Origin of the sequence: Gemmobacter lutimaris (assembly GCF_003570715.1) — a bacterium.
Lineage (GTDB): Bacteria > Pseudomonadota > Alphaproteobacteria > Rhodobacterales > Rhodobacteraceae > Gemmobacter > Gemmobacter lutimaris.
Genome location: NZ_QXXQ01000010.1, coordinates 111,739 through 136,695 on the forward strand (window position 1 = coordinate 111,739; position 24,957 = coordinate 136,695).

The following is a 24,957-nucleotide window of genomic DNA, read 5'->3' on the forward strand; positions in this document are numbered from 1 at the left end:
TCCTCATCCCTGCCGCATTTCGCGTTCGACCGCCTTGGGGTTGGCAGCCAGCCGGGCCTGAATGTCCTTGGCGACATCGCCCACGAACATTTCCTCCAGCCCGCGTTTCAGCCCGGATACGGCGGCAGAGGCAACAGCCGCGCCGCCGACCTTCGGCTGCGGCCAGGTCTGGAACCAGTCACTGTCTGTCGGGCCACAAAACAGGTTCAGAAGCTTCACTCCGCCCTGTGCCAGATCAGCCCGCAGGCTGTGCGACCAGGCCAGCGCCGCCGCCTGCGCCGCCGACCAGCCGGCCAGCGCCGGCGAAGGCGCCAGCGCATGCACCGACAGCAGGTTGACCCAGGCCGCCGCCCCGGTCGGCCCGTCGGCGCCGCGCCCGATCATCGCGGGGGCCAGCGCCTGTGCCAGCCGCATCGGGTCAAAGACCACCGCCTCCATCGCGTCGCGCGTGGCGGTCAGGCTGCCCCCCAGCGCGCCACCGGGGCGCATATGATCGGCGGTATTGATCACGATCTCGGTCTTGCCGCCGTAGTCGCGCACATGATCGGCGACAGACCGTTCCGAGCCCAGATCCAGCGGCACCACGCTCACGCCCGGCAGGGCGGTCAGCTTCTCCGCCGCAAAGGGCTTCCACGCCTCGGGCAGGCCCAGCCGCACCTCGCGCGCGCCCGCCGCCACCAGCGCCTTTGCCAGCGCCGGAGCGGCGAAGCTGCGCGCATCGGTGATCAGCACCCGGCGATGCAGGGGATCGGCGGTCATTTCCCGCCATTGCGGATCGGTCATCGGATCGGCCCCCTTCTGTTCCGGCCCCGCATAAAGCACCGCCTGCCCGGCACGGTCCAGCATCAGCGCCAGCCGCACCCGCGACCCGGCAATGCCTTCGGGATGCAGATGCACCAGCGCAGTCGGCCCGGCATCCATTTTCACCAGCCCCACCCGCCAGGGCGCGCGCTCGCGGAAGTAATTGTCGGCGGGCACCTCGGCGGTGGTCTGTGACAGGACGGTGGCACCCGCCGGTGCCTCTACCATCTCGATCCGCGCCGACAGGCAGTCGGGACAGGCCTCGCGCACCGGGAAGTGGAAGGTGCCACAAGCGGCACAGCGCGGCAGGGCAAAGCGCCCCTCGGCGGCGGCAGCGGTCAGGTGATGCGCCGCACGGCTGCGCTGGCCCGGCGGCAACAGCGGCAGCCGCGTGCGTTTCAGCGGATCTTTGCGACGCGGTGGTTGAAGCGGAGCCATCACGCGCCCTCCCCGCCAAGGATCACTGCGCCCGAGCCAAGCCCCCGGTCGAAGTTGATCATGCCAAAGCCCGAGGCCAGACCGCGTTTCGCACCCGAAACCTGCGTCGGCCCGGCTTGTCCGGTGACCTGCCGTAGCACCTCGACAATGCCCATGTGCCCGCCACCGCAACCCGCCTGCCCGGCCGACAACTGCCCGCCACAGGTGTTATGCGGAAAATCCCCGGCGATGGTGAAATCATGCGCCTGCACGAAATCGGACGCCTCGCCCTTCTTGCAAAAGCCCAGATCCTCGAACTGCATCATGCAGACGAAGGGGTAATCGTCATAGGTGTTCACGACGTCGATCCCCGTTGGCGTGGTGCCCGCCATGGCGTAAAGCTCTGGCATGTCCTTCGCCCAGCCGCCGCGCATCTGCACCGGGTCTTCGGCAAAGGCATTGTGCCGTTCAATACTGCCCAGAAGATGCGCATAGGGCAGGCCCTGCGCCTTCGCGGTTGCCTCGCGCATCACCAGAAACGCCTCGGCCCCCGCGCAGGGCATCACGCAATCGAACAGGTGGATCGGCGGCGCGATAGCGCGGGCCTCCAGATATTGCGCCAGGGTCAGCGGTTTCTTCATCAGCGCATTGGGGTTCTTCAACGCATTGTCCCGCATGGCGACGCAGAGCTTGCCGAAATCCTCGCGCGTTGCGCCGGTCTGGGCCATGTAGTTCTGGCAGATCAGCGCGAAAGACACATTCGGCCCGCCCGCCCCATAGGGATAGACGGCATCCTGCGAGAAGCGGCTGAAATTCTCCAGCCCGTAGCGGAAAGTATGCACGCCGTTGGTTTCGGCGGCGACGCAGGCCACCACATCGGCATCGCCCATCTGCACCGCCCGCGCAGCGCGGCGGAGGCTGACAACCCCCGCCACCCCGCCCAGCGGCACGAAATCCAGAAAGCGCGGCGACAGGCCGAAATGCTGGGTCAGGCCGATGGCACTGTCCGGCGCGGCGGAAAAGCTGGCGAAGGAAAAGCCGTCGAAGTCCCGATGGCTCATCCCCGCGCCCGCAGCCAGCGCAGCCAGCGCCCGCCCGGCCCACCAGGCGGTGCTTTCGACCGAATAGCGCTGATAGGGCACCGTCACCGGCACCGTCAGCACGACATCCTCATACCCGCGCCGCGCCATCCGGTCAGACCAGCGTCAGCGTCACGTCGATATTGCCGCGCGTCGCATTGGAATAGGGGCACCGCTGATGCGCGCCCTCCACGATTTCCTGCGCCAGCGCCGGCTCGACACCCGGCAGGTGGATGATCAGTTCCACCGTCAGGCCATAGCCGGTGGGCACCGGCCCCATTCCGACCTTGGCAGTCACCTTCAGGTCATCCGGCAGGCTGACTTTCTTCTGCCGCCCCACCAGCTTCAGCGCGCCGATGAAACAGGCCGAATAGCCCGCCGCGAACAGCTCTTCGGGGTTGGTGCCTTCGCCGCCCGGACCGCCCAGTTCCTTCGGGATGGTCAGCGCCAGCGGGAAGCTGCCGTCAGGGCGGCTGGACGTGCCCTGACGTCCGGCGGTCGAGGTCATTTCAGCCGTATAGAGGATTTTCTCGGGGGTCATTCGCGTGTCCTTTCCTGTCATGCCTTCTTGCGCAGCGCGGTCTTTTCCGACCTCAGATCGAAGGCGCGGCCCGATGCCACCGCCTCGGCCGCATCAGATTTCAGCACGCCGCGCAAAAGCTTGTTGGTCGAGCTGACCGGCAGAGCCTTGGTATAGGCAAGCCAGCCGGGCAGCTTGTGGTAACTCAGCTTCGCCGCCAGACGTTCCAGCAGCGCATTTGCAGCGGCAGCGTCGGCGGCAGCTTCCGTCACCACGAAAGCAAACACCTCTTCGCCGCGCGTGTCATCGGTAACCGGCGTGACGGCAGCGGTTTTCACCGCCGGATCGGCGATCAGTGCCATCTCCACCTCCAGCGCCGAGATATTCTCACCCGACCGCCGCACGATGCTTTTCTTGCGATCGACGAAATAGAACCGGCCTTCGGCATCGACGCTCATCACATCGCCGGTATGGAACCAACCGCCCTCCCAGGCCTCGCCCGTGGCCTTTTCATCGCCCAGATAGCCAGTGAAGAACCCCTTGCGCGGGTCGTCGCCCTTGGCCCGCACCCACAATTCGCCGGGGGTGCCGGTGGGCACATCGCGGCCCTCGTCATCCACCAGCCGCCAGTCCATGCCACTGCGCGCGACACCGATGCAGCGCTGGCCGGGCGGGCAATCGACGCCGAAGGTGCAGGTGACGCCGGTGCCGCCTGTTTCGGTCATCGCCCAGCCTTCAAGGATCGGCAGGCCATAGCGCCGCTCGAATTCAATCTTGTGCGCGGCATCGACGCCGGGACTGAAGGCAAAGCGCGCCTTATGCGCGGTTTCGGCCGGGTGGGGCGGTAGTTGCAGCAGGATCGCCGGAATGACGCCCAGAGCATGCACGATGGTCGCGCCGCTGTCGGCCACCGTCTGCCACCAGCGCGAGGCGTGGAAGCGGTCAAGCGCGACGATGCAGCCGCCGACGACCATCATCCCGACCGCCGTGCAGCCCAGCGCATTCATGTGGAAGAACGGCAGCGGCGTCAGCGAAACCTCGCAATCCTCCGCCAGCCCGCCCATCCCTTCGGTCGAGACATACCAGTCGGCGACATTCATGAAATAGTAGTTCGACAGGATGCAGGCTTTCGGCATCCCGGTGCTGCCCGAGGTGAACAGCAGTGCGCATTCGTCGCCCGGCTGGCCTTCGGCGGCGGGGCGGGTTGCCTTCGCAGGCGGGATGGCTGCGCCGGGATGGCTGCGCGGCATATCCTCGGGGCACCCGGCCAGCACCAGCGCGTCGAATTCGGGTAGCGCCACCATCAGTTCTGCCTGCGATTTCTCCATCTGATAGCGCAGCTCGTCGGGGCGCATATCGGCATTCACCGGCACGATGGAGGCGCCAAGCGCATTCAGCGCCAGCCAGTGAAACAGGAACTCCGGCCGATTCTGCAAGATCAACGCGACGCGCGACCCATGGCCGTAACCCGCCGCCGCATAGCCCGCGCGCAGGGCAGCAATCTGCTCCGCCGCCGCGCCGTAAGTATAGCTGAACCCTTCCGGCGCATACGGCAGGCCCGCGCTGGCCGGGGCCATGACGAAGGGCAGATCTGGGCGGGTTTTCGCCTTGCGGTCGAAGGCATGAAAGGGCGTCGGCAGCAGCATGGGCACCTCTGTTCTTTCGATCAGCTTAGGGGCCGTTGTCCCATCGTTCCAATTCAATTGCCTTGTCGGATTGATAGCAGTTTACTATCAAAACTCATGGAACTGAGACAGCTTCACTATTTCATCGCCATCGCCGAGACCGAACACTTCGGTCGCGCCTCGACCAGTCTGCGTATCGCGCAACCCGCGCTGAGCCGTCAGATGCAGCTTCTTGAGGCGGAACTGGGCATCGACCTGTTCGAGCGGTTGCCACGCGGGGTGCGGCTGACACCGGCAGGACGGGTGTTTCTGGAACAGACGCGCGAGGTGAAGGCACAGCTTGCCCGCGCCGTGGCAGCGGCGCGTTCGGCGGCGGCCGGCACCGGCGGGCGGTTGCGGTTGGGGCTGATCGAGGTGGCGGCCTGGCAGGGGCTGCTGCCCGAAACCATCCGCCGCTTCCGCGCCGAATTTCCGCAGGTCGAACTCGCGCTCAGCGCCATGTCCTCCCCTGCACAGCTTGCCGCCATTCAGGGCGGCGCGCTGGATGCGGGGTTCCTGTATAACCCGCCCGACGATCCGGCACTGGGGCAGTTGGCGCTGGGGCATCACCGGATGATCCTCGCCGTGCCCTCTGGCGCCCCTTTCGCCGCGCGGACTGGGGTGCGGCTGGCCGATCTGGAGGGGCAGGACATGATTGGTTTTCGTCGCGGTGCCAGCCCGCGCCTGTCGGATGACCTGACCGCCGCCCTGCGCGGCGCCGGTGTCACCCCGCGCCGCATCGCCGAGACGGAAAGCGAGGCCGACATCCTCGCACTCGTGAATGCCGGGCTGGGCATGGCCTTCGTGAATGAAAACCAGCGGCACCGCCCCCCGCCCGGTGTGCGCTTCCTGCCGGTCATCGATATGGAGGTGCGGCTGCATCTGGCGCTGGTCTGGCATCGCGGCACGCCCTCGCCCGCGCGTGACCGTCTGGCCGAACTCACGCAGGCCATGGCCCGCGAGGGGGCTTGCGGCGCGGGCGCGGAAATACTTTAATCCTGAAATATCATTCCTGCGCGCGAGGCCCAGATGACCGATTTCCGCAGCCGCTGTATCGCCCCCGAGCCGCTGGCCGGGTTGTTCTGCGCCATCCCGCATCCGACGGGGGTAGAGATCTGCGCCGCCACCGGCCCGGATTTCCTGTGCCTTGACGGCGAACACGCCCCTATCGACCGCGAACGGGCCGAGGAAATGATCCGCGCCGCGCAACTGCATCGGGTGCCGGTCATCATGCGGGTGCCGGGGCATCTGCCCGACAGCATCGCGGGTGCGCTGGACAGCGGCGCCGACGGGGTTCTGGTGCCCCGCGTCTCCACCGCCGACGAGGCGCGCGCCGCAGTCGCCGCCACGCGCTATCCGCCGGTCGGGGTGCGCGGGGTCGGGCCAGGGCGCGCGGCGGGGTTTGGCTATCGCATCCCCGATTATCTGGCGACGGCGAACAGCCGCATCCTGCTGGCCATTCAGGCCGAAACCCCCGGCGCGCTTGAAAATATCGAGGAAATCTCGACCGTGGAGGGTGTGGATGTCATCTTCATCGGCCCCGGCGATCTGGGGGTAACGCTGGGCGCGCTGGGGCCGGAGGGGCGGCCAAAGCTGATGGCAGCCATCACGCGTATCACCAAGGTCTCACGCGCGGCGGGCAAGGCGGTGGGCATGTTCTGCGCCTCGCCTGACGAGGTGCAGGGCTGGCGCGAACTGGGCATCACCTTCTTCCTGATCGGCAATGATGCGCGCCATCTGGCCGATGCGGCGGGTGCCGCCGTGGCACGCGCGCGGGAGGGGTTCTGATGCGGGCGATCTTTTATCGCGGCTATGGCGGCCCCGAAGTGCTGGAACATGGCACCCTGCCCGACCCGGAGCCCGGCCCCGGTCAGGTTCTGGTCGCGCTGGAAGCCGCCAGCGTCGCGCCGCTGGACTGGAAACTGCGCGCCGGGATGCTGGCCGCACATTTCACGCCCGAATTTCCCAAGATCCCCGGTCGGGATGGCACGGGCCGGGTTCTGGCCTGCGGGCCGGGTGTCACCGGCTTTGCGCCCGGCCAGCGCGTTGCCGTCATGGCGCCGCCCGCCTGTGCGGCGGGTTGTTATGCCAGTATGATTGCCGCCGATGCAGCCCTGACCGTGCCGCTACCCGATACGGTGGGGATGGAGGAAGGCGCCGCGCTGGTGAATTCCGGCCTTTCCGCGCTGATCGCCTGCCGCACGGCGGGGGTGACGGCGGGCCAGCGCGTTCTGGTCCATTCCGGCGCGGGCGCGGTGGGTGGGCTGTTGGTGCAGCTTTGCGCCCATCTGGGAGCCGAGGTCAGCGCCACCTGCCACAGCCGCAACGCCGATTATGTGCGCGGTCTGGGGGCCACGCGGATCATCGCCTATGACCGCGACGCGCTGTCCGACTTGCCGTCGCAGGATGTGGTATTCGACCTGATGGGCGGCACCACCCACGCGGCCAGTTACGCGGTTCTGAAACGCGGCGGGCATCTGGTCTGGCTGACCGCCGCCCCGTTCGAAGATCGCGGCGCAGAATACGGCGTCCGCATCACCCGTGCCATGATCGCCGACGACGCAAGTGTGGTGGCCGAGGTGTTGCACCTTGCCGCGCAGGACGTGCTGAAAGCGCAGATTGCGGACCGCCTGCCACTGGATCAGGCGGCAGATGCGCAGCGCAGGCTCGCGGCTGGCGAGGTCAGCCGCGGGCGGCTGATCCTGTTGCCATAACGCTCAGACCACCTCGGTTGACATCGGGAAGTGATAATTCCCGCCCTCGAAGGGCGGGAAGGTATGGAAATCCGCCCGCATCTCGTGGCGCACCGGCGAATGCAGCGCGGCAGTCAGCGCGACTGGGCTGTCGAACAGCACACGGTTGCGCTGCATGTGACCGGCACGGGCGAAAGGCAGCGCCGAAATCCAGTCGCAGCGCGTCAGGATCTCAATGCCGCGAATACCGGGAAAGCGGCGCATGATCGGCGGATGTCCGGCGATGTAATGCGTCATCCAGGCGTTATAGTCCTGCGCCGGGCCGGGATAATGCACGACATAGGAACAGGCTATTTCGCCCGCAGGTGTCTGCATCTGCGCCTCATCCACCGGATAGCGGCGCAGCACGAACATCTGCTGATCCGCCTGAGCCCCCGCCAGCTCCGGCAGGAAATCGGGATCGGCCAGCGCCTGCAAGGCGCCGTCAGCGGCGCAAGCCGCCTCCAGCGCCTCAAGGCTCGGTGCCTCGATCTGCACCCCCAAACCGGGGCCTGCGCCATCGTCGGTGTAAAGATCACTGGCCTTGGCGGGGGTGTAGAGGATCGACCTCTCCACCCCCGGCAATCCACCCAGCAAGGCGCGCAGCTTGCCGCGCCCCGCCTCGGTCAGGGCGTCACCGCCCTGCCAGAACATCACCAGTGCGAAGGTCATCGGTCAGCTCCTCAGATCAGGCTCGGCAGGAACAGCGCAAGCTGCGGGAAGATCACGATGATCACGATCAACACCAGCGTCAGCAGCACATAGGGCAGTGCCGACATGGCGATGGTTTTCAGTGATGTTCCCGGTTCCGCGACACCCAGCACGACGAACAGCAACATGCCGAACGGCGGCGTCGTAAAGCCCACCTCATAGGCCAGCAGCAGGATCAGACCCAGCCAGACCGTATCGAACCCGTATTGGCTGGCGATCGGCATGAACAGCGGCAGCGTGATCAGCATCATCGAGACCTGATCCATGAACATGCCAAGGATCAGCACCGTCACCACCATCATCAGCACGATGCCATGCGGGCCAAGATCGAAGCCGGTGATATACTGGATGAACCCGTTCGAGGCGCCGGAAAAGGCGAAGATCTGCGAGAAGGTCATCGAGGCCGAGATGATCAGGAAGGTCATCGCCGTGACCTTCATCGCATCGTCCAGCGACTTCCACAGCACCGAGAAGCTGAACTTGCGATAGACCATCAGCAGCAGCACGACGCCCGCGCACCCCAGACCGGCAGATTCCGTCGGCGTGGCGATGCCAAGGATGATGGTGCCGACCACCATGAACACCAGAAAGCCCATGGGGATGATGTTCACCAGCACGGCCTTCAGCTTTTCGCGGCCTGTGACCTGCGGCACCGGATATTGCGGCGCGGCCTCGGGGTCGATGCGGGTCTGCACCCAGATCAGGACGGCATACATCGACACCAGCAGCAGCCCCGGCAGCACCCCGGCAATCAGCAGCGCCCCCACGTCGATCTGCGCCAGCGAACCCAGAAGCACCCCCAGCGCCGAGGGCGGGATGATGACGGCAAGGCTGCCGGCGCCAAGGATCGGGCCATAGGCCATATGCGGCTTGTACTTCCGCTTCAGCATCTCGGGCGCCATCAGCGACCCCATCATCCCGGCATTGGCAAGGCTTGACCCCGACAGCGCGGCGAAGATCGCCCCGGCGCTGAGCACGACGTAAGACAGTCGCCCGCGCAGGTTGCCGATGGCAAGATCAAGTGCGTGGATCACCTTTTCACCCAGACCGGAACGGAAATACAGGCTGCCCATCACAAGGAACATCGGCAGCGGCGCCAGCGCATAGGTCGCCACCGCATCGTTGAAATTGGCCACCATCTGCGTGATGCCGCGTGTGCCGCCGAAGTAAAGCAGCGCGCCAAGGATATTCGTGGCGAAGAAGGCAAAGGCCACCGGCAGGCCCAGCCCCATCAGCGTGATGATCGACCCGATGAGAACGGCGAAGGGATAAAGCCAATCCATCACATGCCCTCCATCTCGGTCGGGTCGATGTCATACATTGACACCGGCGTAAGCAGGTAGCGCAGCCATTCCAGCGCGGACAGGCCAAAGCCAAGCATGATCGGCAGGAACACCGCCCATTTCGGCATGTCGAAGGTGCGGGTTTCATAAGTGCCCTTCGCCAGCGCCACCGACAGCGAACTTGCCGCGATCCAGCCGAGGTAGAGGCACAGCACGATGCAGGCCAGATAGACCAGCTTTTCCAGCGCAGCCCGCCCGGCAGGCGGCAGAAGGCCACGCAGGAAGACCACGAAGACATGGCCCTTGATGCGCACCAACCAGGGCATCGACAGGAAGGTGATATACAGCAGGCTGTATTCCGAGGCCGAAATCGCCCATGTCAGCGCCCGCATCCCGAGGTTCCGGGCCAGCACATCCGACACGACAAACAGGATCAGCATCCCGATCAGCAGTTTGGCCACAACAGCCAGCAGCCAGGAAACCCGGCCGACAATATCGAAGAAGGTCGTCATCCGCTCCATCCGCAAAGCGGCCCGTCCGGGCCTGCGCCAACCCGCCTTGTGCGGGCATCCGGGCGCGCAAGGGGGCCGGACCTGCGTCACGCACCCCGTTGCAAGGAAAAGGGCCGCACTTCAGGTGCGGCCCGGCAGGGTTCAGGGGAACAGCTTGCGCAGCTCTTCCACATGGGTCGGATCGCGGTCCTTCATGCGGTCCCAGCTTGCCTTGGCGGCTTCGGCGAGGAACTTGTCGCGGCCGGCGCCGGTCATTTCCACGACCTTCATGCCCTCGGCTTCCATCGCGGCGCGCGATTCCTCGTCTTCCTTGGCAATCGCGTCATAGCTTTCGCGTTCATATTCGATGGCGACTTCGTTCAGAATCTTCCGGGATTCATCCGACAGCGAGTTCCACTTGTCGAGGTTCATCGAGATCAGCACGTCGAGGTGGAAGAACCCCGGTTCGACCCGGTAGCGGGTGAACTTGTCCCAGCCGAATGCCTTGTAGCCGATGGAAGGATAGGCGTTTGCGTTGATCACGCCCCGCTCCAGCGAGGTATACACATCCCCGGCCGGCTGCACGATCATCTGTGCGCCAAGGCTTTCGAAGAACTGCTTGTAAAGCGGGGAGGCCCGGATCACCAGCTTGCTGAAGTCCAGCAGGCCATCCTCGGTCAGCTTCGGCTCGTCCACCGTCCACAGCCAGAAACCGGCGCCCGCATCGACATGGGCCAGCAGCTTGGCATTGCCCTTTTCCTGATAGATCTTGTCAATCGCATCCCAGCCGCCATTTTCGCGCGCTTCCCAGGGCTTGATGGCCGAGGCAGAGAACACCTCGCCTTCCGGCACGATTTCCAGATACAGGCCCGCCGGGGCGTTCATCATGTCGATCAGGCCGCTTTGCTGCGCGGTGCCCAACTGCGGATTAGGCACCACTTCGGGGCCGCCGCGCACGTTGATCTGCACCACGCCCTTGCCGCGCTCGTTCACACGATCAACGAATTTCAGGAAGCTCTGGGCAAAGCCCACTTGGGTCGGCGTGAAGTGGACCGCTTCGATCACGTCTTCCGCTACGGCGGCCGTGCCGAACGAGCCGATAAGGGCCGCTGCGGCGATGGCCTTGAACATTCGCATATCTAACCTCCGTTGGATGTCTTTTCTGTCTGGATCGCAAGACCGGCAGTGGCTCTGTCGTCCACCTTTTCCGGTCACCGGGGGCGGTGCGGGCTATGCCCGCCGGACCCCGGCCGAAACTCTCATGAATCGGATTAAAACATGCATATGCAAATAAAACAAGTTCAAACCTGAAATATCCGGAAAGCGAAATCCATCCTCCAAAAAGAATATATCAAGGCATTGAAAAATATTAAAATTCTAAACCATTCGCCAAACGAATAGGCGGCCTCGCGTCAACGGGGCCGCCCATGGGAAGGTTGCAGACACATGCGCTTTCAATCAGGAAGAAAGCACCTTGCCAGGATTGAGAATCCCCTTCGGGTCCAGCGCGGCCTTGATCGCCCGCATGGTGGCGATTTCCTCGGGGCTGCGGCTGTAGGCCAGATAATCGCGTTTGATCAGGCCGATGCCGTGTTCGGCGGAAATCGTGCCCGCCATCTCGCGCACGATGCCGTAGACCAGCTTCTTCACCTCGGTCTCGGGCTGGTTCTTCCCGGCTGAGGGGACCGAGACCACCAGATGCAGGTTGCTGTCGCCGATATGGCCATAGCTGAGCGCCAGCGCGCCGGGCCAGCGTGCGGCGATGCCGCTTTCGCAGCGGCGCACCGCCTCGTCCATGCGCATCAGCGGGATGCCCACATCAAAGGCGATGATCGGGCCGACCACGCGGGCAAATTCGGCCACGCTTTCGCGCACCGCCCAAAGCCCGCGCTCCTCGCGGCTGTTGGCGGCGATCACCGCATCCTCAACCGTTCCCGCCTCCAGCGCGGCCTCAAGGCAGGCTTCCAGCGCCGCGCGGGCGCCGCCTTCGGCAAAGCCGCTCGCCTCGATCACCACATAGACCCCGTGGCGCCCGGTCAGCGGGCTGCCGATGCCGGTGCCTTCGGACATGTGGTGAAAGAAGCTCGGCCACATCACCTCGAAAGAGGTCAGTTGCGGCCCGAGCGCCGCGCGGGCGCGCGCCAGCATGTCGATCACCGCCGCCGTATCGGCGAGGCCAAGGAAAGCGGTGGCGGTATGCGGCGGGCGCGGTTGCAAGCGCATCACGGCGCGGGTGACCACGCCCAACAGCCCTTCGGTGCCAATGAACATTTGCTTCAGGTCCAGCCCGGCGTTGTTCTTCAGCATCTTGTTCAGCGCGGTGACCACGGTGCCATCGGCCAGAACGACCTCCAGCCCCAGCACATGCTCGCGCGCCATGCCGTAGCGGATCACCTGATTGCCGCCGGCATTGGTGGAAATCACGCCACCCACAGTGCAAGACCCCCGCGCGCCCAGATCGACCGCCAGCATCAGCCCGGCCTCGACCGCCGCCTGCTGCGCCTTTTCCAGCACCACACCCGCACCGCAGGTCAGCGTGGCCATCTGCGGATCGACCTCCTCGATCCGGTTGAGCCGGTCGAGCGACAGCACCACCGCCCCCGCCACCGGCATCGCACCGCCGGAAATACCGCTGCGCCCGCCTTGCGGCACGACGCCCACGCCATGTGCGTTGCAGAACCGCAGCGCCGCCGACACACCCCCCGTGTCACGCGGCCGCAACAGCGCCAGCGGCTCCACCGGGGTCAGGCCAGACCAGTCATGGCGATAGGCTTCGGGCACATCACCCGCACGGGTGACCACCTCGGGACCCAGAAGCTCTTCCAGTCCCGTCACGATATCCTGCATCGCCAAATCTCCGCTGTCGCTGATGCTTCAAGGTTAAAACGATAACGCCCGAAGCGGCAAGCCTTACCAGCGCAGCAAACGCCAGCCCAGAAGCGCGCCGATGCCACCAGCGGCAAGGATCGCGGTGCCATACCATGTGACGTAGAACAGCGGATTATCCTCTGTGCAGTGCAGCGCATAGCCAGCCGCCGCCATGCCACCGCAAGCCAAGCCCAGCACGGCACCAGACAGCGCGGGCGCAGAGCTGGCCCCGCGCCGCAACATCAGCAGCCCCACCGCCAGCGGCGGCAGCGACATCAGTGTGATCGTCGTCAGGCACTTCACCTGGGTAGAGCCACGGATCGCCGCACCCAGCGCCTGCGTCGGCGTCTGCATCCAGAAGCCCAGCCACAGCCCCAGCGCGGCCAGTGCCACCAGCGCGGCCGGAACCAGACGCCGCCCCACCCGCGCCTCGGGGCGCGCCAGATGCAGCGCCAGCGCGAAACTCGTAGCGCTCAGCACGAAGGGCAGCAGCGATTTCGCCGCCGTCACCGGCGCGAGCAGCGCGGCCTCCAGATCAGGCCGCATCCCCATGCTGCCCAGAAACCACCCCAGCGGCAGCGCCAGCGCGACCAGCATGGCCAGCGCCATCGCCAGCGCGCGAAGCGGCGGACGCGGCGGCTCTGCCACCAGTCGGGAAATGAGATCTTCGGTTCTCATTCGTCACGTCCCCGGCCCGGTCCGTCGCCACCGTTCCCGGCGCCCAGACGAGCCAATTTCTTCATCGCCCGATGCAGCGCCACGCGCACCGCACCCTCGGTCATCGACAGCCGCGCGCCCACGGCGCCGGTTTCTTCCCCGTCAATCGCCACCGCCCGCACGATTGCAGCGGAACGGTCGTCGATCCCGGCCAGCAGCCGGTCGGTATCGCGCCGCGCAAGCGGGTCGGGGCCAGGCTCGCTTTCGAGGAAGTCGGTGAAATCCTCGATGGGCAGATGCACCGAAGCGCCCCGGCGCCGAAAGGCATCCACCACCTTGTGCCGCGTCACGGCATAGAGCCACGGCTTCAGCGGACTGTCAGGGCGCCAGGTGTGCCGTTTCTCGTGGATCGCAAGTAGCACGTCCTGCACGATATCCTCGTGCCGGTCCGGCGACAGGGCGCGACCACGCGACCGCACGATCCCGCGCAGGACCGGCGTGATCTCGGTCAGCAGGCGCGCATAGGCACGCCCGTCACCGCCGATCGCAGCCCGCATCAGCACCGACCATTCGCTTTCGCTGTCTCTCATACTGTCCTGCATTACGCCGCCAGCCTGACCTTGTTACAGCCGCTCACGACATTTCTGCAATGGATCACGGGTGAACACACAAGCGTGATGTGCGTAACGCCCCCGGCCTGTCCGGCGAAATGCACTGCGAGGGCCGGACGCGCCCTTGTTTCTGATCCAACGGAGGATGACCCGATGACCATGATGACCAAGACCCTGTCGCTGACCGCCACGCTGGCCACCGCGCTGACACTGGCCGCCGCGCAGGCGCAGGCCGAGGGCGATATGGAGAAATGCTATGGCGTCGCCATGGCGGGCCAGAACGATTGCGCGGCAGGCCCTGGCACCACCTGCGCCGGCACCGCGACGAAAGACTATCAGGGCAACGCATGGAAATACGTTCCCGCGGGCACCTGCGCCAGCATCGAGACCCCGCATGGCATGGGTTCGCTGGAGCCGGTCAACATGTGATCGCCACCGCCGGGGCCTTGCATGGTCCCGGCAAGGCGACCGGCCGGGGCGTCCACAGCCCCGGCCACCCTGCCGCCCTGAGGAGGACAAGATGCAGACCGCCCTTCCCGCCGCCGCCGGACTTGGCTTCAAGCCGGAACATTTTCCCGCCATCCGTGACACCCGCCCTGCATTGGGGTTCTTCGAGGTGCATGCCGAGAATTACATGGGCGCAGGCGGCCCGCCGCATCGGATGCTGACCGCCCTGCGGCAGGATTATGCGCTGTCGCTGCATGGGGTGGGCCTGTCCATCGGCGGCGCCGGGCGGCTGAATGCCGATCATCTGGCCCGGTTGCGTGCGCTTGTAGATCGCTATCAACCCGAGAGCTTTTCCGAACATCTGGCCTGGTCCAGCCATGGCACCGATTACCTGAACGACCTGCTGCCCCTGCCCTATACGCCGGAAACCCTGAACGTCGTCTGCGATCATATCGACGAAGTGCAGACCGCGCTCGGGCGGCGGATGCTGCTGGAAAACCCCTCGACCTATGTGATCTTCGAACAATCGGTGATCCCCGAGACAGCGTTTCTGACCGAGATCGCGCAACGCACCGGCTGTGGTTTGTTGCTGGATGTAAACAATGTCTTTGTCTCCTGCACCAATCACCGGATGGACCCGCGCGCCTGGCTGGCCGATTTCCCCCTGCATCTGGTGGGCGAGATTCATCTGGGCGGCCATGCCGAGGAGGAACTGCCCTCTGGTCCGCTGCTGATCGACGCGCATGGCAGCCCGGTCGCCGATCCGGTCTGGGCGCTGTTTGCTGAAACCGTGATGCGCAGCGGCCCGCTGCCGACGCTGATCGAATGGGACAATGACGTGCCGCCCTTTGCCGATCTGATGGCCGAGGCCGACCGCGCCAGCGCCATCCTGACCCTTGCGCAAGAGGCCCGCCGTGCCCTCGCATCCTGAGTTCATTGCCGCCTTCGGGCAGGCCATCGCAGCGGGGGGCCTCCCCCCCGGTGTCACCGCGACCGCGCCGGAGGAGGCGGAGCGCCGCTTCGCTGTCTACCGCAACAATGTGGCACATTCGCTGGCCGAGGCGCTGAAGGCGCGCTTCCCGGTGGTGGAGCGGCTGGTGGGGGCGGAATTCTTCGCCGCCATGGCCGGGGTCTACTGGAAAGACAGCCCGCCGTCTTCGCCCATCCTGTTCCAATGGGGCGAGACCTTCCCCGATTTCCTCGCGGCCTTTCCGCCGCTGGCTGGCTTGCCCTACCTGCCCGATGTCGCCCGGCTGGAACTGGCGCGCGGCCGCGCCTATCACGCAGCCGATGCAGCACCTGCCCCGCCCGAGGCTGTGGCGGCTGCGGCTGCCGGGGCGGATCGCGCGCGTCTGACCCTGCATCCGTCGGTGCAGCGGCTGGTGGCGCCCTGGGCCTTTGTCACCATCTGGCAGGCCAACCAGCCCGGCGGCGCCGCGCCCGGCAAGATCGACGCCGACCGCACCGAGGCCGCACTGGTGCTGCGCGACCGTCAGGACTTGGTGCAGGTCGAACGGCTTGGCCTTGGGGATGATACCTTTCTTGCCAGCTTGATGGCGGGTCATCCCCTGCTTGTCGCCGCCGAAGCGGGCAGCCGCGCCGAACCGCAGCACGATGCCGGGCCGTTCCTGATGCGGCTGATCCGCCACGGCGCCATCACCCAGATCACCTTCGGAGAAACCCCATGACCGCGCTTCTCTCCCCCCGCCTGCAAACTCGCCTTGAAACAGCCGAAGCCCGCTTTGCCCCCCTGCTGTGGGACATCGCCGGGCTTGCGCTGCGGGTCTTTCCGACGGCCGTCTTCTTCACCTCGGGTCGGACAAAGGTCGAAGGACTGTTCAGCATCAAGGACAGCACATGGTTCCTGTTCAGGAACGAATATGCGCTGCCGCTGATTCCGTCGGACCTTGCCGCCGTGCTGGCCACGGTGTCGGAACACCTGTTCCCCATCCTGCTGGTTCTGGGTCTTGCCACACGCCTATCCGCACTGGCGCTGCTGGGCATGACGCTGACCATCCAGATCTTCGTCTACCCCGAGGCATGGCAGGTGCATGGCACTTGGGCGGCCTGTTTCCTTGCGCTGATCGCACGGGGGCCGGGGCGGTGGTCGCTGGATGCGCTGCTCTGGCGCCGCGACTGACCGCCCCGCCGGGCCTTACATCCCGTCACGCAGCTTGAAACGCTGGATCTTGCCGCTTTCGGTCTTGGGCAGAGCCTCGCGGAACACGATGGAGCGCGGGTATTTGAAGGGCGCAATGGTCGCCTTCACATGGTCCTGCAACATCTTGATCGTGGCGCGGTCGGCCAGCACACCCGCCGCCAGAACCACATGCGCCTCGACGATCTGGCCGCGTTCCGCATCCGGCGCCCCGACCACCGCACATTCGGCCACATCCGGGTGCGCCAGCAGGGCTGCTTCCACCTCTGGTCCCGCGATATTGTAGCCCGAGGAGACAATGATCCCGTCGGTCCGCGCGGCGAAGTGGAAATAACCCGCCTCATCCTGCCAGAAACTGTCGCCCGTCAGGTTCCAGCCGTTCTTCACATAAGCGCGCTGCTTGTCCGGCGCGCTCATGTAGCGGCAGCCGACCGGGCCTTTCACCGCCAGACGCCCCATCTCACCGCGCGGCATTTCGGAGCCGTCGGGCGCCATGATCATCGCCTTGTAGCCGGTCACGGGCCGCCCCGTGCAGGCGGGGAAGCTGTCGCCGAAACGGTTGGTGATGAAGATATGCAGCATCTCGGTCGAGCCGATGCCATCCAGCATCGGCTTGCCGGTCTTGACGATCCAGTCGTCATAGACCGGGCCGGGCAGGGTTTCCCCCGCCGAAACCGCGGCGCGCAGGCTGGACAGATCGGCGCCTTCCTCCATCGCGCGCAGCATCACGCGATAAGCGGTCGGCGCAGTGAAACAGACCGTCGCGCGGTATTTCTGGATGATCTCGATCATGTTCGGCGGCGAGGCGTTTTCCAGCAGTGCGGCCGAAGCGCCAAAGCGCAGCGGAAACACCGCCAGTCCGCCTAGTCCGAAGGTAAAGGCCAAGGGGGGTGAGCCGACAAACACATCCTCGGGCTGCACGTTCAGCACTTCGCGCGCATAGGCATCCGCGATGATCAGGATGTCGCGGTGGAAATGCATCGTCGCCTTCGGCTCACCCGTGGTGCCACTGGTGAAACCCAGCAGCGCCACGTCGTCACGACCCGTCTTCACCGCATCAAACTTCACCGGCTTCGACAGCGCCATCCTGTCCAACTCGGCGTCGTGGTTGGCCGTGCCGTCGAAACCCACCACCGTTTTCAGGAAACGGTTGTTCTTGGCCGCCACCACCAGCTCTTCCATCAGCCGGGTATCGCACAATGCATGAGTGATCTCGGCCTTGTCGATGATCTGGTTCAACTCGCCATGGCGCAGCATCGGCATGGTGTTCACCACCACCGCCCCCGCCTTGGTCGCGGCCAGCCAGCAGGCCACCATCGCGGGGTTGTTGGCGGACCGGATCAGCACGCGGTTGCCGGGCTTCACCCCGTAATCCTCGACCAGCGCATGCGCGATGCGGTTGGTCCAGTCGGTCAGTTCCTTGTAGGTCCGCATCCGGCCATTGCCGATCAGCGCGACATTGTCGCCAAAGCCTTTGGCGACCATCGCATCGGTCAGTTCCACCGCCGCATTCAGCCAGTCGGGATAGCGATAGGGGCCGAGTTCAATCTCGGGCCACAGATCGAAAGGCGGCAGGTTGTCGCGTGTGAACGTGTCGATATGGCCAGTGGGCCCGAGGATCGGTTCCGGCATGTCAGTCTCCCATGTGATGATGGCAGGGCGCGTCTTCTGCGCGCCTCTGCCGGATGTGTCAGCCCTGCGGAATGACCGCCGTGGCCTCGATTTCGACTTTCGCGCGGTCCTCGACCAGCGCCACCACCTGCACCAGCGCCATCGCCGGATAGTGCCGCCCGATCACCGCCTTGTAGACGCGGCCCAAATCCTTGAGGCTGTCGAGGTATTCGTGTTTCGACGTCACATACCAGGTCAGCCGCACCAGATGTTCGGGCTTCGCCCCGGCCTCTGCCAGAACCGCCACGATGCCTTTCAGCGCAGTTTCGACCTGCCCCACGAAATCATCGGTCTCGAATTCCTGCTGGTCGTTCCAGCCGATCATGCCGCCGGTGAACACCATCCGCCCGGTTGCCGCCATCCCGTTGGAATAGCCCGGTGTCGCCTTCCACCCTTTCGGGTGCAGTGCCTCGATCGTCATGCCTTTGCCTCCATGAATTCCACCATGCGCCTGCGCATGTCCTCGGGCCAGGGGGCGGCTTTCAGCCCTTCCACCCAGACCAGCGTGATCTCCGCCACCATCCGCACCTCGTCGCCCAGCCGGGCGGTGATCGTCAGGTTGACGCTGCTGCCGCCGACGCGGTGCAGTTCCAGCCCGAAGGTCACCTTCTCACCCAGCCGTGAGGGGGCGCGGAAATTCGCCTCCAGCCGCGCGGTAGGCACCCCCGCCCCGCCTTGCAGATGCATCTGCGCGAAACTGCGGCCCACCACATCGGCGAAGAAATTCTCGACCACCGAATTGGTCATCTCGAAATAGCGGGGATAGAACACGATCCCCGCCGGATCGCAGTGATTGAACTCGATCTGGATGAGCCGCTCGTAGATCATCAGTCGTTGGCCTCCGGCGGAAGGAAATCCACATCGTGTTCGGCAGAGGCTTTCACCACCGCATCGACATCGGTCATGTCATGCAGCACCTCGAACAGGTCACGCAGCTTGCCTGCGGGCGAGACCCAGAACAGCGCTCGCGCGGGCTTGTCGGATTTGTTGAAATAGCCATGCGGCACGCCGCGCGGCATCCGCACCAGATCGCCCGCCTTCGCCACCGACCACACGCCGTCCAGCTTCAGATGCAGCTCTCCCTCCTGCACGAGGATGAACTCGTCCTGCGTCGGGTGGATATGCACGGGCACGAACTGGCCCGGTTCGCTGTTGGTTTCAAAGGCGAAAGCCGCGTCGCAATCGGCCTTCGGGAAATACCGCTGACCGAGGATGTTCCATTCGAGACCTTCGATCCCCGTGCCGTTGCGGGTGATGCCGCCGTCCAGTGCCTTGCTCATGCCGTCCTCCCTGATCAGCCAAGAACCGAGCGCGCGATGACCACTTTCTGCACGTCTGTCGCGCCTTCATAGATGCGCAGCGCCCGGATCTCGCGGTAAAGGCTTTCCACCGCGAACCCGTGCCGCACGCCATCGCCGCCATGCAGTTGCAGCGCGGTGTCGATGACCCGCTGCGCCGCCTCGGTGGCGTAAAGCTTGGCCATCGCCGCCTCGCGGCTGACCCGCGCGGCACCGCTGTCCTTGGCCCATGCCGCGCGATAGATCAGCAGCGCCGCGGCATCGACCTCCAGCGCCATATCGGCGATATGGCCCTGCACCATCTGGTAATCGGCCAGCGTCCCGCCACTGACGCGCGGCACCTGCACCCGCGCCAGCGCCTCATCCAGCGCGCGGCGCGCAAAGCCCAGCGCCGCCGCCCCGACGGTCGAGCGGAACACATCCAGCACCGACATGGCGATCTTGAAGCCCGATCCGGCTTGCCCGATCAGCGCGCTGTCCGGCAGGAACACCTCGTTCAGCCGCAGATGCGCCAGCGGATGCGGCGCGATCACGTCGATCCGGTCAAGGATTTCCAGCCCTGCGACATCGGCTGGCATCAGAAAGGCCGACAACCCGCGCGCGCCCGGCGCCTCGCCGGTGCGGGCGAAGATCACATAGACATCGGCGATCCCGCCGTTAGAGATATAGGTCTTCTCGCCACTCAGCCGGAACCCGCCCGGCACGCGCTCAGCCGTTGTCGCGGTATGCGCCACGTCAGACCCGGAACCCGGCTCGGTCAGCGCGAAGGCCGAAATCGCCTTGCCCGCCCGCGTCCGGTCCAGCCAGGCCCGCTGTTCAGGGCTGCCAAACAGACTGACCGCACCCATGCCCAGCCCCTGCATGGCAAAGGCAAAATCCGCCAGCCCGTCATGCCGCGCCAGCGTCTCGCGGATCAGGCAAAGCGAGCGGACATCCAGCGCCTCGCCCTCGGCCGCACCGCTATGGCGCAGGAACCCCGCCGCGCCCAGACTGGCCACCAGCCCGCGACAGGCCGCATCGGCATCGCCATGGTCCACCGGCAGATGCGCCGCCGCCCATGCGTCAACCGCTTCCGCCAGCTCGCGGTGACGCTCGTCGAAGAAGGGCCAGTTCAGGAAAGTCCGGTCTGCCATTTTCTGTCCTCAAATATCCCGGGGGTCCGGGGGCTGGCCCCCGGTCCGCACTCAATCGCCCTGAAACACCGGCTTTTCCTTCGCGACGAAGGCGTGATAGGCACGCTCGAAATCGCGGGTCTGCATGCAGATCGCCTGCGCCTGCGCCTCGGCCTCGATGGCCTGTTCCAGCCCCATGTTCCATTCCTGGTTCAACTGTGTCTTGGTGATGCCATGGGCGAAAGTCGGCCCGGCGGCGATGCGGGTGGCGAGCTTCTGCGCCTCGGCCTCCAGCGCCCCGGCGCCATGCAGCGCGTTCCAGAAGCCCCATGCGGCGCCTTCCTCGGCATGCATCACCCGGCCGGTATACAGCAGCTCCGCTGCACGACCCTGCCCGATGATGCGCGGCAGCATGGCGCAGGCGCCCATGTCGCAGCCCGCCAGACCGACGCGGGTGAACAGGAAGGCACACTTCGCCTCCGCCGTGGCGATCCGCAGGTCCGAGGCCATGGCGATGATCGCGCCAGCCCCCACGCAGATACCGTCCACCGCCGAAATGATCGGCTTGCCACAGCCGATCATCGCCTTGACCAGATCGCCGGTCATGCGGGTGAAGGCCAGAAGCTGCTTCATGTCCATGCCGACCAGCGGGCCGATGATGTCATGCACATCGCCGCCAGAGCAGAAATTGCCGCCGTTCGAGGCAAAGACCACCACATCCACATCGGTCGCGTAAACCAGCTTGCGGAAGGTGTCGCGCAGCTCGGCATAGCTGTCGAAGGTCAGCGGGTTCTTGCGGTCGGGACGGTTCAGCCGCACCGTGGCGATGCGGTCCTTCACCTCCCACAGAAAATGTTCGGGCTTCAGCCCCGCCAGCTCCAGTTCGGTCATGCCGTCTCTCCCCTCTGCCCCGCGCGCTTCAGGATTTCCGTCAGCGCATCGAGGTCGTCTTCTGTGAGGCTGGCGAACAGCTTGTTCACCTCGCCCTCGTGATCTGTTGCCAGTTGCTCGAACTGGCGCAGGCCCTCTTCGGTGAGGGCCACATAAACGGTGCGCCGGTCGGTGGCGCTTTGCGTGCGTTTCGCCAGCCCGTCCTTTTCCAGCCGGTCCACCACCGCCGTCGCATTGCCGTTCGACACCAGCAGCATGCGGCTCAGCTCGCTCATGGTGACGCCGTCGCGGCGACGCCAGAGCGCGGCCATCACGTCAAAGCGTGGCAGCGTGGTGTCATGGTTCACCCGCAGGAATTCGCGCAGGTGGTTTTCGGCGGCGCGGGTCACGCCCAAGAGGCGGATCCAGCTTTTCAGGCGGCGCTTCGACAGCGGATCGGGCTTCGCGGGGTCGGTCATGTCTCTCCTCCGGCAATCGCAATTGCCTGACCGTTTATCCCCTCGGACCCGTTTGCACAGAGCCAAAGTGCCGCGGCGGTCACTTCGGCGGGCTGAATCAGCCGTTTTTGCGGGTTTGTCGCCTCCAGCGAGGCGCGCGCCGCCGCCGCATCCATGCCGGTCTTGTCCATGATATTGGCGACGGACCGCTCGGTCATCTCGGTATCCAGAAAACCGGGGCAAAGCGCGTTCACCGTCACGGGCTTCCGCGCCACCTCCAGTGCGAGGCTGCGGGTCAGGCCGACCACCCCGTGCTTCGCCGCCGCATAGGGCGCGACATAGGCATAGCCCTTCAGCCCGGCGGTGGAGGCGACGGCGATCAGCCGCCCCCAGCCTTTCATCTGACCAAGGCCAGCACGGAAGGTCAGGAACACGCCGGTCAGGTTGACCGCCATCATGGCATTCCATTGCGCCAGCGTCGTGCGGCCCAAGGGGGCGCTTTCGGCGGCGCCCGCATTGGCGATGACAATGTCGCAGGGACCGGCAGCGGCAAACATCGCCGCAACCGACTCCTCATCCGTCACATCGGCCGTCACCGTGCGGGCACCGACCCGCGCGGCCACATCTTCCAGCGGGGCAAGGCGGCGCCCGGCGATCACCACTTCGGCGCCCGCCGCCGCGAAGCCGCGCGCAAGGTCGGCCCCCACGCCGGTGCCGCCGCCGGTGATCAGAACGCGCTTGCCCTCGATGCTCATGCCCGTCTCCTCAGACCCGGATGGTTTCCTGCTGGCGCTCGCGCAGGCGATACAGCAGATCGCGCCCGCCCTTGTAGGGCGCCGGCCATTCGGCGGCGGTATCGCCCTGCTCGACCGCAGCATGCAGCGTCCAGTAAGGGTTCGCCAGATGCATCCGCGCCAGGCAGACCAGATCGGCCCGGCCTGCCATCAGGATGCCATTCACCTGATCCCAGTCCGAGATATTGCCGACGGTCATGGTGGGCATGCCCGCCTCGTTGCGGATACGGTCCGAGAACGGGGTCTGGAACATGCGGCCATAGATCGGCTTTTCCGCCGGGTCGGTCTGACCCGAGGAAACGTCGATGATGTCGGCCCCCGCCGCGCGGAACATGCGGGCGATTTCCAGCGCCTCGGAGGGCGTCACGCCGCCGTCGATCCAGTCATGTGCGCTGATCCGCACCGACATCGGCTTGCCGGCAGGCCAGACCGCGCGCATCGCCTCGAACACTTCCAGCGGATAGCGCATGCGGTTTTCAAGGCTGCCGCCGTAGTCATCCTCGCGCTTGTTGGTGACCGGACTGATGAAGGTGGCCAGAAGATAGCCATGCGCCGCGTGCATCTCGATCATGTCGACGCCCGCGCGGTCGGCCATCTGCGCCGAGGCCACGAACTGCGCCTTCACCTCGTCCATATCGGCGCGGGTCATGGCGCGGGGGGTCTGGTTTTCGGGCCGGTAGGGGATTGCCGAGGCGGCGATGATCTCCCAGTTGCCCGAGGGCAGCGGCTTGTCGATGCCACCATCCCACGGCACACAGGTCGAAGCCTTGCGCCCGGCATGGCCGATCTGGATGCAGAGCTTTGCCGTGGTTTCGGCATGGATGAAATCGGCCAGCCGTTTCCACGCGGCCTCGTGCTCCGGCTTGTAAAGGCCGGGGCAGCCGGGGGTGATGCGGCCGGTATCCGACACACAGGTCATCTCGGTATAGATCAGACCCGCGCCACCCTTGGCGCGTTCGGCGTAATGGGTGAAGTGCCAGTCGGTCGGGCAGCCATCCACCGCCTTGTATTGCGCCATGGGCGACATCACGATGCGGTTTTTCAGCGTCATGTTGCGCAGCGTGAAGGGCGCGAACATCGGGCGGCGGCCCTTTTCGCCCCCCGCCTGCTCCTGGAACCAGTCCTCGGCCGAGGCGAGCCATTCCGGGTCGCGCAGGCGCAGGTTTTCGTGGCTGATGCGCTGGCTGCGGGTCAGCAGCGAATAGGCGAACTGGGTCGGGTGCATGTCGAGGTAACGCTCGACCTCCTCGAACCATTCAAGGCTGTTGCGCGCCGCCGATTGCAGGCGCAGCACCTCGACGCGGCGTTCGTCCTGATAGCGTTCGAAGGCGCGTTCCAGCGTCGGTTCGCTGTGCAGGTATTCGGCCAGCGCAATCGCACTATCGAAGGCCAGACGCGAGCCGGAACCGATCGAGAAATGCCCGGTCGCCGCCGCATCGCCCATCAGCACGACATTCTCGTGATACCACTTCTCGCAGATCACGCGCGGGAACTGCATCCACACCGCCGATCCACGCAGGTGATTGGCGTTCGACATCAGCTCGTGCCCACCCAGATGGGCAGCAAAGATCTGGCGGCAGGTTTCGATGATCTCTTCCTTGCTCATCGTCTCGAAACCCCATTTGTCCCAGGTCTCGGGCAGGGTTTCGACGATGAAGGTCGCGGTCTTGTCATCAAACTGGTAGACATGCGCCCAGACCCAGCCATGCTTCGTTTTCTCGAAGATGAAGGTGAAGGCGTCGTCGAATTTCTGATGCGTGCCCAGCCAGATGAACTTGCACTTGCGCACGTCGATATCGGGCTTGAAGTCGGCTTCGTATTCGCGCCGCACCAGCGAATTGATGCCGTCGCAGCCGACCACGATGTCATATTCCTTGCGATATTCCTCGGCCGTCTTGAACTCGGTCTCGAACTGCATGTCTACGCCCAGTTCGCGCGCCCGCTCCTGCAACAGAACCAGCATAGCCTTGCGACCAATCCCGGCGAACCCATGCCCGCCCGAGACGGTGCGCACGCCGTTGTGCACGGTGGCGATGTCATCCCAATAGGCAAAGTTCGACCGGATCGCCTCGGTCGATTTGGGGTCGTTCTTCTGCATCCGGCCCAGCGCGTCATCCGACAGCACAACGCCCCAGCCGAAGGTATCGTTGGCCTTGTTGCGTTCAAGCACCGTCACCTGATGCGACGGGTCGCGCAGCTTCATCGAGATGGCGAAATAGAGACCGGCCGGGCCGCCCCCAAGGCAGAGCACTTTCATCGTAAACCTCCCGCGGTTTTCGCGTTCCTTGCAATCATGCTGCCACCGTCGCGCCGTT

General features: G+C 65.5%; 27 protein-coding genes. 7 read left to right on the forward strand and 20 right to left on the reverse strand.

Annotated features, from left to right (window positions below; genetic code table 11):
• Nucleotides 1-3: 3 nt before the first annotated feature.
• From D2N39_RS16200 to D2N39_RS16215, 4 genes are read right to left on the reverse strand one after another with little or no spacing between them, the layout of a single operon-like run.
• Entirely contained in the window at nucleotides 4-1,239 is a 1,236-nt protein-coding gene (locus D2N39_RS16200) for an SDR family NAD(P)-dependent oxidoreductase (RefSeq protein ID WP_199725271.1), read from the reverse strand.
• Entirely contained in the window at nucleotides 1,239-2,408 is a 1,170-nt protein-coding gene (locus tag D2N39_RS16205) for a thiolase family protein (protein WP_119135828.1), read from the reverse strand. Before D2N39_RS16205 ends, D2N39_RS16200 begins: the two co-directional genes overlap by 1 nt.
• Before the next feature lie 4 nt (nucleotides 2,409-2,412).
• Nucleotides 2,413-2,838: an organic hydroperoxide resistance protein gene (locus D2N39_RS16210; RefSeq protein WP_119135829.1), complete on the reverse strand. Its 426-nt coding sequence runs from the start codon at nucleotides 2,836-2,838 to the stop codon at nucleotides 2,413-2,415.
• Between the two features lie 17 nt (nucleotides 2,839-2,855).
• Entirely contained in the window at nucleotides 2,856-4,463 is a 1,608-nt protein-coding gene (locus tag D2N39_RS16215; RefSeq protein WP_119135830.1) for an AMP-binding protein, read from the reverse strand.
• A gap of 96 nt (nucleotides 4,464-4,559) precedes the next feature.
• Between D2N39_RS16215 and D2N39_RS16220 the strand changes: the two genes are divergently transcribed.
• The 3 genes from D2N39_RS16220 to D2N39_RS16230 are packed head-to-tail and all read left to right on the forward strand — an operon-like array spanning nucleotide 4,560 to nucleotide 7,195.
• Entirely contained in the window at nucleotides 4,560-5,477 is a 918-nt protein-coding gene (locus D2N39_RS16220; protein ID WP_158589855.1) for a LysR family transcriptional regulator, read from the forward strand.
• Between the two features lie 33 nt (nucleotides 5,478-5,510).
• Entirely contained in the window at nucleotides 5,511-6,269 is a 759-nt protein-coding gene (locus D2N39_RS16225) for an HpcH/HpaI aldolase family protein (protein WP_119135832.1), read from the forward strand.
• Nucleotides 6,269-7,195: an NADP-dependent oxidoreductase gene (locus D2N39_RS16230; RefSeq protein ID WP_119135833.1), complete on the forward strand. Its 927-nt coding sequence runs from the start codon at nucleotides 6,269-6,271 to the stop codon at nucleotides 7,193-7,195. The genes D2N39_RS16225 and D2N39_RS16230 overlap by 1 nt, the downstream gene beginning before the upstream one ends.
• A gap of 3 nt (nucleotides 7,196-7,198) precedes the next feature.
• On the opposite strand, the gene D2N39_RS16235 is transcribed toward D2N39_RS16230, so the two are convergent.
• The 7 genes from D2N39_RS16235 to D2N39_RS16265 all read right to left on the reverse strand — a co-directional run bounded on the left by D2N39_RS16235 (nucleotide 7,199) and on the right by D2N39_RS16265 (nucleotide 13,813).
• Nucleotides 7,199-7,885: an EthD domain-containing protein gene (locus D2N39_RS16235; protein ID WP_119135834.1), complete on the reverse strand. Its 687-nt coding sequence runs from the start codon at nucleotides 7,883-7,885 to the stop codon at nucleotides 7,199-7,201.
• Nucleotides 7,886-7,896: 11 nt separating this feature from the next.
• Nucleotides 7,897-9,207 (reverse strand): TRAP transporter large permease, encoded by a 1,311-nt coding sequence (locus tag D2N39_RS16240; protein WP_119135835.1) that lies wholly within the window; start codon nucleotides 9,205-9,207, stop codon nucleotides 7,897-7,899.
• Entirely contained in the window at nucleotides 9,207-9,719 is a 513-nt protein-coding gene (locus D2N39_RS16245) for a TRAP transporter small permease (RefSeq protein ID WP_158589856.1), read from the reverse strand. The genes D2N39_RS16240 and D2N39_RS16245 overlap by 1 nt, the downstream gene beginning before the upstream one ends.
• A 141-nt stretch (nucleotides 9,720-9,860) precedes the next feature.
• Nucleotides 9,861-10,835, reverse strand: a complete 975-nt coding sequence (gene dctP / locus D2N39_RS16250; RefSeq protein WP_119135837.1) for a TRAP transporter substrate-binding protein DctP — start codon at nucleotides 10,833-10,835, stop codon at nucleotides 9,861-9,863.
• 321 nt (nucleotides 10,836-11,156) lie between these two features.
• Nucleotides 11,157-12,545: an FAD-binding oxidoreductase gene (locus D2N39_RS16255; RefSeq protein WP_119135838.1), complete on the reverse strand. Its 1,389-nt coding sequence runs from the start codon at nucleotides 12,543-12,545 to the stop codon at nucleotides 11,157-11,159.
• A 63-nt stretch (nucleotides 12,546-12,608) separates the two neighbouring features.
• A complete protein-coding gene (locus D2N39_RS16260; RefSeq protein ID WP_119135839.1) occupies nucleotides 12,609-13,244 on the reverse strand; it encodes an NrsF family protein in 636 nt (211 codons plus the stop codon).
• Entirely contained in the window at nucleotides 13,241-13,813 is a 573-nt protein-coding gene (locus tag D2N39_RS16265; protein ID WP_199725272.1) for a sigma-70 family RNA polymerase sigma factor, read from the reverse strand. Before D2N39_RS16265 ends, D2N39_RS16260 begins: the two co-directional genes overlap by 4 nt.
• Before the next feature lie 174 nt (nucleotides 13,814-13,987).
• Between D2N39_RS16265 and D2N39_RS16270 the strand changes: the two genes are divergently transcribed.
• From D2N39_RS16270 to D2N39_RS16285, 4 genes are all read left to right on the forward strand, one after another.
• The gene (locus D2N39_RS16270; RefSeq protein ID WP_199725273.1) at nucleotides 13,988-14,263 is read left to right on the forward strand and encodes a BufA1 family periplasmic bufferin-type metallophore; all 276 of its coding nucleotides are present in this window, start codon (nucleotides 13,988-13,990) and stop codon (nucleotides 14,261-14,263) included.
• Nucleotides 14,264-14,354: 91 nt separating this feature from the next.
• On the forward strand, nucleotides 14,355-15,212 hold the full coding sequence (gene bufB / locus D2N39_RS16275) for an MNIO family bufferin maturase (RefSeq protein WP_119135841.1): 858 nt from the start codon (nucleotides 14,355-14,357) through the stop codon (nucleotides 15,210-15,212).
• Nucleotides 15,196-15,969, forward strand: a complete 774-nt coding sequence (locus D2N39_RS16280; protein ID WP_158589857.1) for an HvfC/BufC N-terminal domain-containing protein — start codon at nucleotides 15,196-15,198, stop codon at nucleotides 15,967-15,969. Before bufB ends, D2N39_RS16280 begins: the two co-directional genes overlap by 17 nt.
• Entirely contained in the window at nucleotides 15,966-16,421 is a 456-nt protein-coding gene (locus D2N39_RS16285; RefSeq protein WP_119135843.1) for a DoxX family protein, read from the forward strand. The genes D2N39_RS16280 and D2N39_RS16285 overlap by 4 nt, the downstream gene beginning before the upstream one ends.
• Before the next feature lie 15 nt (nucleotides 16,422-16,436).
• Here the strand turns inward: D2N39_RS16285 and D2N39_RS16290 are convergent, their stop codons facing one another.
• The 9 genes from D2N39_RS16290 to D2N39_RS16330 all read right to left on the reverse strand — a co-directional run bounded on the left by D2N39_RS16290 (nucleotide 16,437) and on the right by D2N39_RS16330 (nucleotide 24,899).
• A complete protein-coding gene (locus D2N39_RS16290) occupies nucleotides 16,437-18,059 on the reverse strand; it encodes an AMP-binding protein (RefSeq protein ID WP_199725276.1) in 1,623 nt (540 codons plus the stop codon).
• Between the two features lie 70 nt (nucleotides 18,060-18,129).
• Nucleotides 18,130-18,531 carry a RidA family protein gene (locus tag D2N39_RS16295; protein ID WP_119135845.1) on the reverse strand — a complete coding sequence of 134 codons (402 nt, stop codon included), beginning with the start codon at nucleotides 18,529-18,531 and terminating at the stop codon, nucleotides 18,130-18,132.
• The gene (locus tag D2N39_RS16300) at nucleotides 18,528-18,938 is read right to left on the reverse strand and encodes an acyl-CoA thioesterase (RefSeq protein WP_054304337.1); all 411 of its coding nucleotides are present in this window, start codon (nucleotides 18,936-18,938) and stop codon (nucleotides 18,528-18,530) included. Before D2N39_RS16300 ends, D2N39_RS16295 begins: the two co-directional genes overlap by 4 nt.
• The gene (locus tag D2N39_RS16305) at nucleotides 18,938-19,390 is read right to left on the reverse strand and encodes a cupin domain-containing protein (protein WP_054304338.1); all 453 of its coding nucleotides are present in this window, start codon (nucleotides 19,388-19,390) and stop codon (nucleotides 18,938-18,940) included. Before D2N39_RS16305 ends, D2N39_RS16300 begins: the two co-directional genes overlap by 1 nt.
• Before the next feature lie 14 nt (nucleotides 19,391-19,404).
• On the reverse strand, nucleotides 19,405-20,541 hold the full coding sequence (locus tag D2N39_RS16310) for an acyl-CoA dehydrogenase family protein (protein ID WP_119135846.1): 1,137 nt from the start codon (nucleotides 20,539-20,541) through the stop codon (nucleotides 19,405-19,407).
• Between the two features lie 51 nt (nucleotides 20,542-20,592).
• Nucleotides 20,593-21,411, reverse strand: a complete 819-nt coding sequence (locus D2N39_RS16315) for an enoyl-CoA hydratase family protein (protein ID WP_119135847.1) — start codon at nucleotides 21,409-21,411, stop codon at nucleotides 20,593-20,595.
• Nucleotides 21,408-21,869 carry a MarR family winged helix-turn-helix transcriptional regulator gene (locus D2N39_RS16320; RefSeq protein WP_119135848.1) on the reverse strand — a complete coding sequence of 154 codons (462 nt, stop codon included), beginning with the start codon at nucleotides 21,867-21,869 and terminating at the stop codon, nucleotides 21,408-21,410. The genes D2N39_RS16315 and D2N39_RS16320 overlap by 4 nt, the downstream gene beginning before the upstream one ends.
• The gene (locus D2N39_RS16325) at nucleotides 21,866-22,603 is read right to left on the reverse strand and encodes an SDR family NAD(P)-dependent oxidoreductase (RefSeq protein ID WP_119135849.1); all 738 of its coding nucleotides are present in this window, start codon (nucleotides 22,601-22,603) and stop codon (nucleotides 21,866-21,868) included. The genes D2N39_RS16320 and D2N39_RS16325 overlap by 4 nt, the downstream gene beginning before the upstream one ends.
• A gap of 10 nt (nucleotides 22,604-22,613) precedes the next feature.
• Nucleotides 22,614-24,899: a bifunctional salicylyl-CoA 5-hydroxylase/oxidoreductase gene (locus D2N39_RS16330; protein ID WP_119135850.1), complete on the reverse strand. Its 2,286-nt coding sequence runs from the start codon at nucleotides 24,897-24,899 to the stop codon at nucleotides 22,614-22,616.
• Nucleotides 24,900-24,957: the final 58 nt, after the last annotated feature.

What these genes read in the sequence shown, in the direction of transcription:
- D2N39_RS16210 (WP_119135829.1), bottom strand. Translation starts at nt 2,838, where the DNA reads ATGACCCCCGAGAAAATCCTCTATACGGCTGAAATGACCTCGACCGCC.
- D2N39_RS16235 (WP_119135834.1), bottom strand. Translation starts at nt 7,885, where the DNA reads ATGACCTTCGCACTGGTGATGTTCTGGCAGGGCGGTGACGCCCTGACC.
- D2N39_RS16260 (WP_119135839.1), bottom strand. Translation starts at nt 13,244, where the DNA reads ATGAGAACCGAAGATCTCATTTCCCGACTGGTGGCAGAGCCGCCGCGT.
- D2N39_RS16230 (WP_119135833.1), top strand. Translation starts at nt 6,269, where the DNA reads ATGCGGGCGATCTTTTATCGCGGCTATGGCGGCCCCGAAGTGCTGGAA.
- D2N39_RS16325 (WP_119135849.1), bottom strand. Translation starts at nt 22,603, where the DNA reads ATGAGCATCGAGGGCAAGCGCGTTCTGATCACCGGCGGCGGCACCGGC.
- D2N39_RS16320 (WP_119135848.1), bottom strand. Translation starts at nt 21,869, where the DNA reads ATGACCGACCCCGCGAAGCCCGATCCGCTGTCGAAGCGCCGCCTGAAA.
- D2N39_RS16305 (WP_054304338.1), bottom strand. Translation starts at nt 19,390, where the DNA reads ATGAGCAAGGCACTGGACGGCGGCATCACCCGCAACGGCACGGGGATC.
- D2N39_RS16315 (WP_119135847.1), bottom strand. Translation starts at nt 21,411, where the DNA reads ATGACCGAACTGGAGCTGGCGGGGCTGAAGCCCGAACATTTTCTGTGG.
- D2N39_RS16285 (WP_119135843.1), top strand. Translation starts at nt 15,966, where the DNA reads ATGACCGCGCTTCTCTCCCCCCGCCTGCAAACTCGCCTTGAAACAGCC.
- bufB (WP_119135841.1), top strand. Translation starts at nt 14,355, where the DNA reads ATGCAGACCGCCCTTCCCGCCGCCGCCGGACTTGGCTTCAAGCCGGAA.
- D2N39_RS16215 (WP_119135830.1), bottom strand. Translation starts at nt 4,463, where the DNA reads ATGCTGCTGCCGACGCCCTTTCATGCCTTCGACCGCAAGGCGAAAACC.
- D2N39_RS16200 (WP_199725271.1), bottom strand. Translation starts at nt 1,239, where the DNA reads ATGGCTCCGCTTCAACCACCGCGTCGCAAAGATCCGCTGAAACGCACG.
- D2N39_RS16310 (WP_119135846.1), bottom strand. Translation starts at nt 20,541, where the DNA reads ATGGCAGACCGGACTTTCCTGAACTGGCCCTTCTTCGACGAGCGTCAC.
- D2N39_RS16295 (WP_119135845.1), bottom strand. Translation starts at nt 18,531, where the DNA reads ATGACGATCGAGGCACTGCACCCGAAAGGGTGGAAGGCGACACCGGGC.
- D2N39_RS16330 (WP_119135850.1), bottom strand. Translation starts at nt 24,899, where the DNA reads ATGAAAGTGCTCTGCCTTGGGGGCGGCCCGGCCGGTCTCTATTTCGCC.
- D2N39_RS16265 (WP_199725272.1), bottom strand. Translation starts at nt 13,813, where the DNA reads ATGAGAGACAGCGAAAGCGAATGGTCGGTGCTGATGCGGGCTGCGATC.
- D2N39_RS16270 (WP_199725273.1), top strand. Translation starts at nt 13,988, where the DNA reads ATGACCATGATGACCAAGACCCTGTCGCTGACCGCCACGCTGGCCACC.
- D2N39_RS16255 (WP_119135838.1), bottom strand. Translation starts at nt 12,545, where the DNA reads ATGCAGGATATCGTGACGGGACTGGAAGAGCTTCTGGGTCCCGAGGTG.
- D2N39_RS16220 (WP_158589855.1), top strand. Translation starts at nt 4,560, where the DNA reads ATGGAACTGAGACAGCTTCACTATTTCATCGCCATCGCCGAGACCGAA.
- D2N39_RS16245 (WP_158589856.1), bottom strand. Translation starts at nt 9,719, where the DNA reads ATGACGACCTTCTTCGATATTGTCGGCCGGGTTTCCTGGCTGCTGGCT.
- D2N39_RS16300 (WP_054304337.1), bottom strand. Translation starts at nt 18,938, where the DNA reads ATGATCTACGAGCGGCTCATCCAGATCGAGTTCAATCACTGCGATCCG.
- dctP (WP_119135837.1), bottom strand. Translation starts at nt 10,835, where the DNA reads ATGCGAATGTTCAAGGCCATCGCCGCAGCGGCCCTTATCGGCTCGTTC.
- D2N39_RS16225 (WP_119135832.1), top strand. Translation starts at nt 5,511, where the DNA reads ATGACCGATTTCCGCAGCCGCTGTATCGCCCCCGAGCCGCTGGCCGGG.
- D2N39_RS16240 (WP_119135835.1), bottom strand. Translation starts at nt 9,207, where the DNA reads ATGGATTGGCTTTATCCCTTCGCCGTTCTCATCGGGTCGATCATCACG.
- D2N39_RS16205 (WP_119135828.1), bottom strand. Translation starts at nt 2,408, where the DNA reads ATGGCGCGGCGCGGGTATGAGGATGTCGTGCTGACGGTGCCGGTGACG.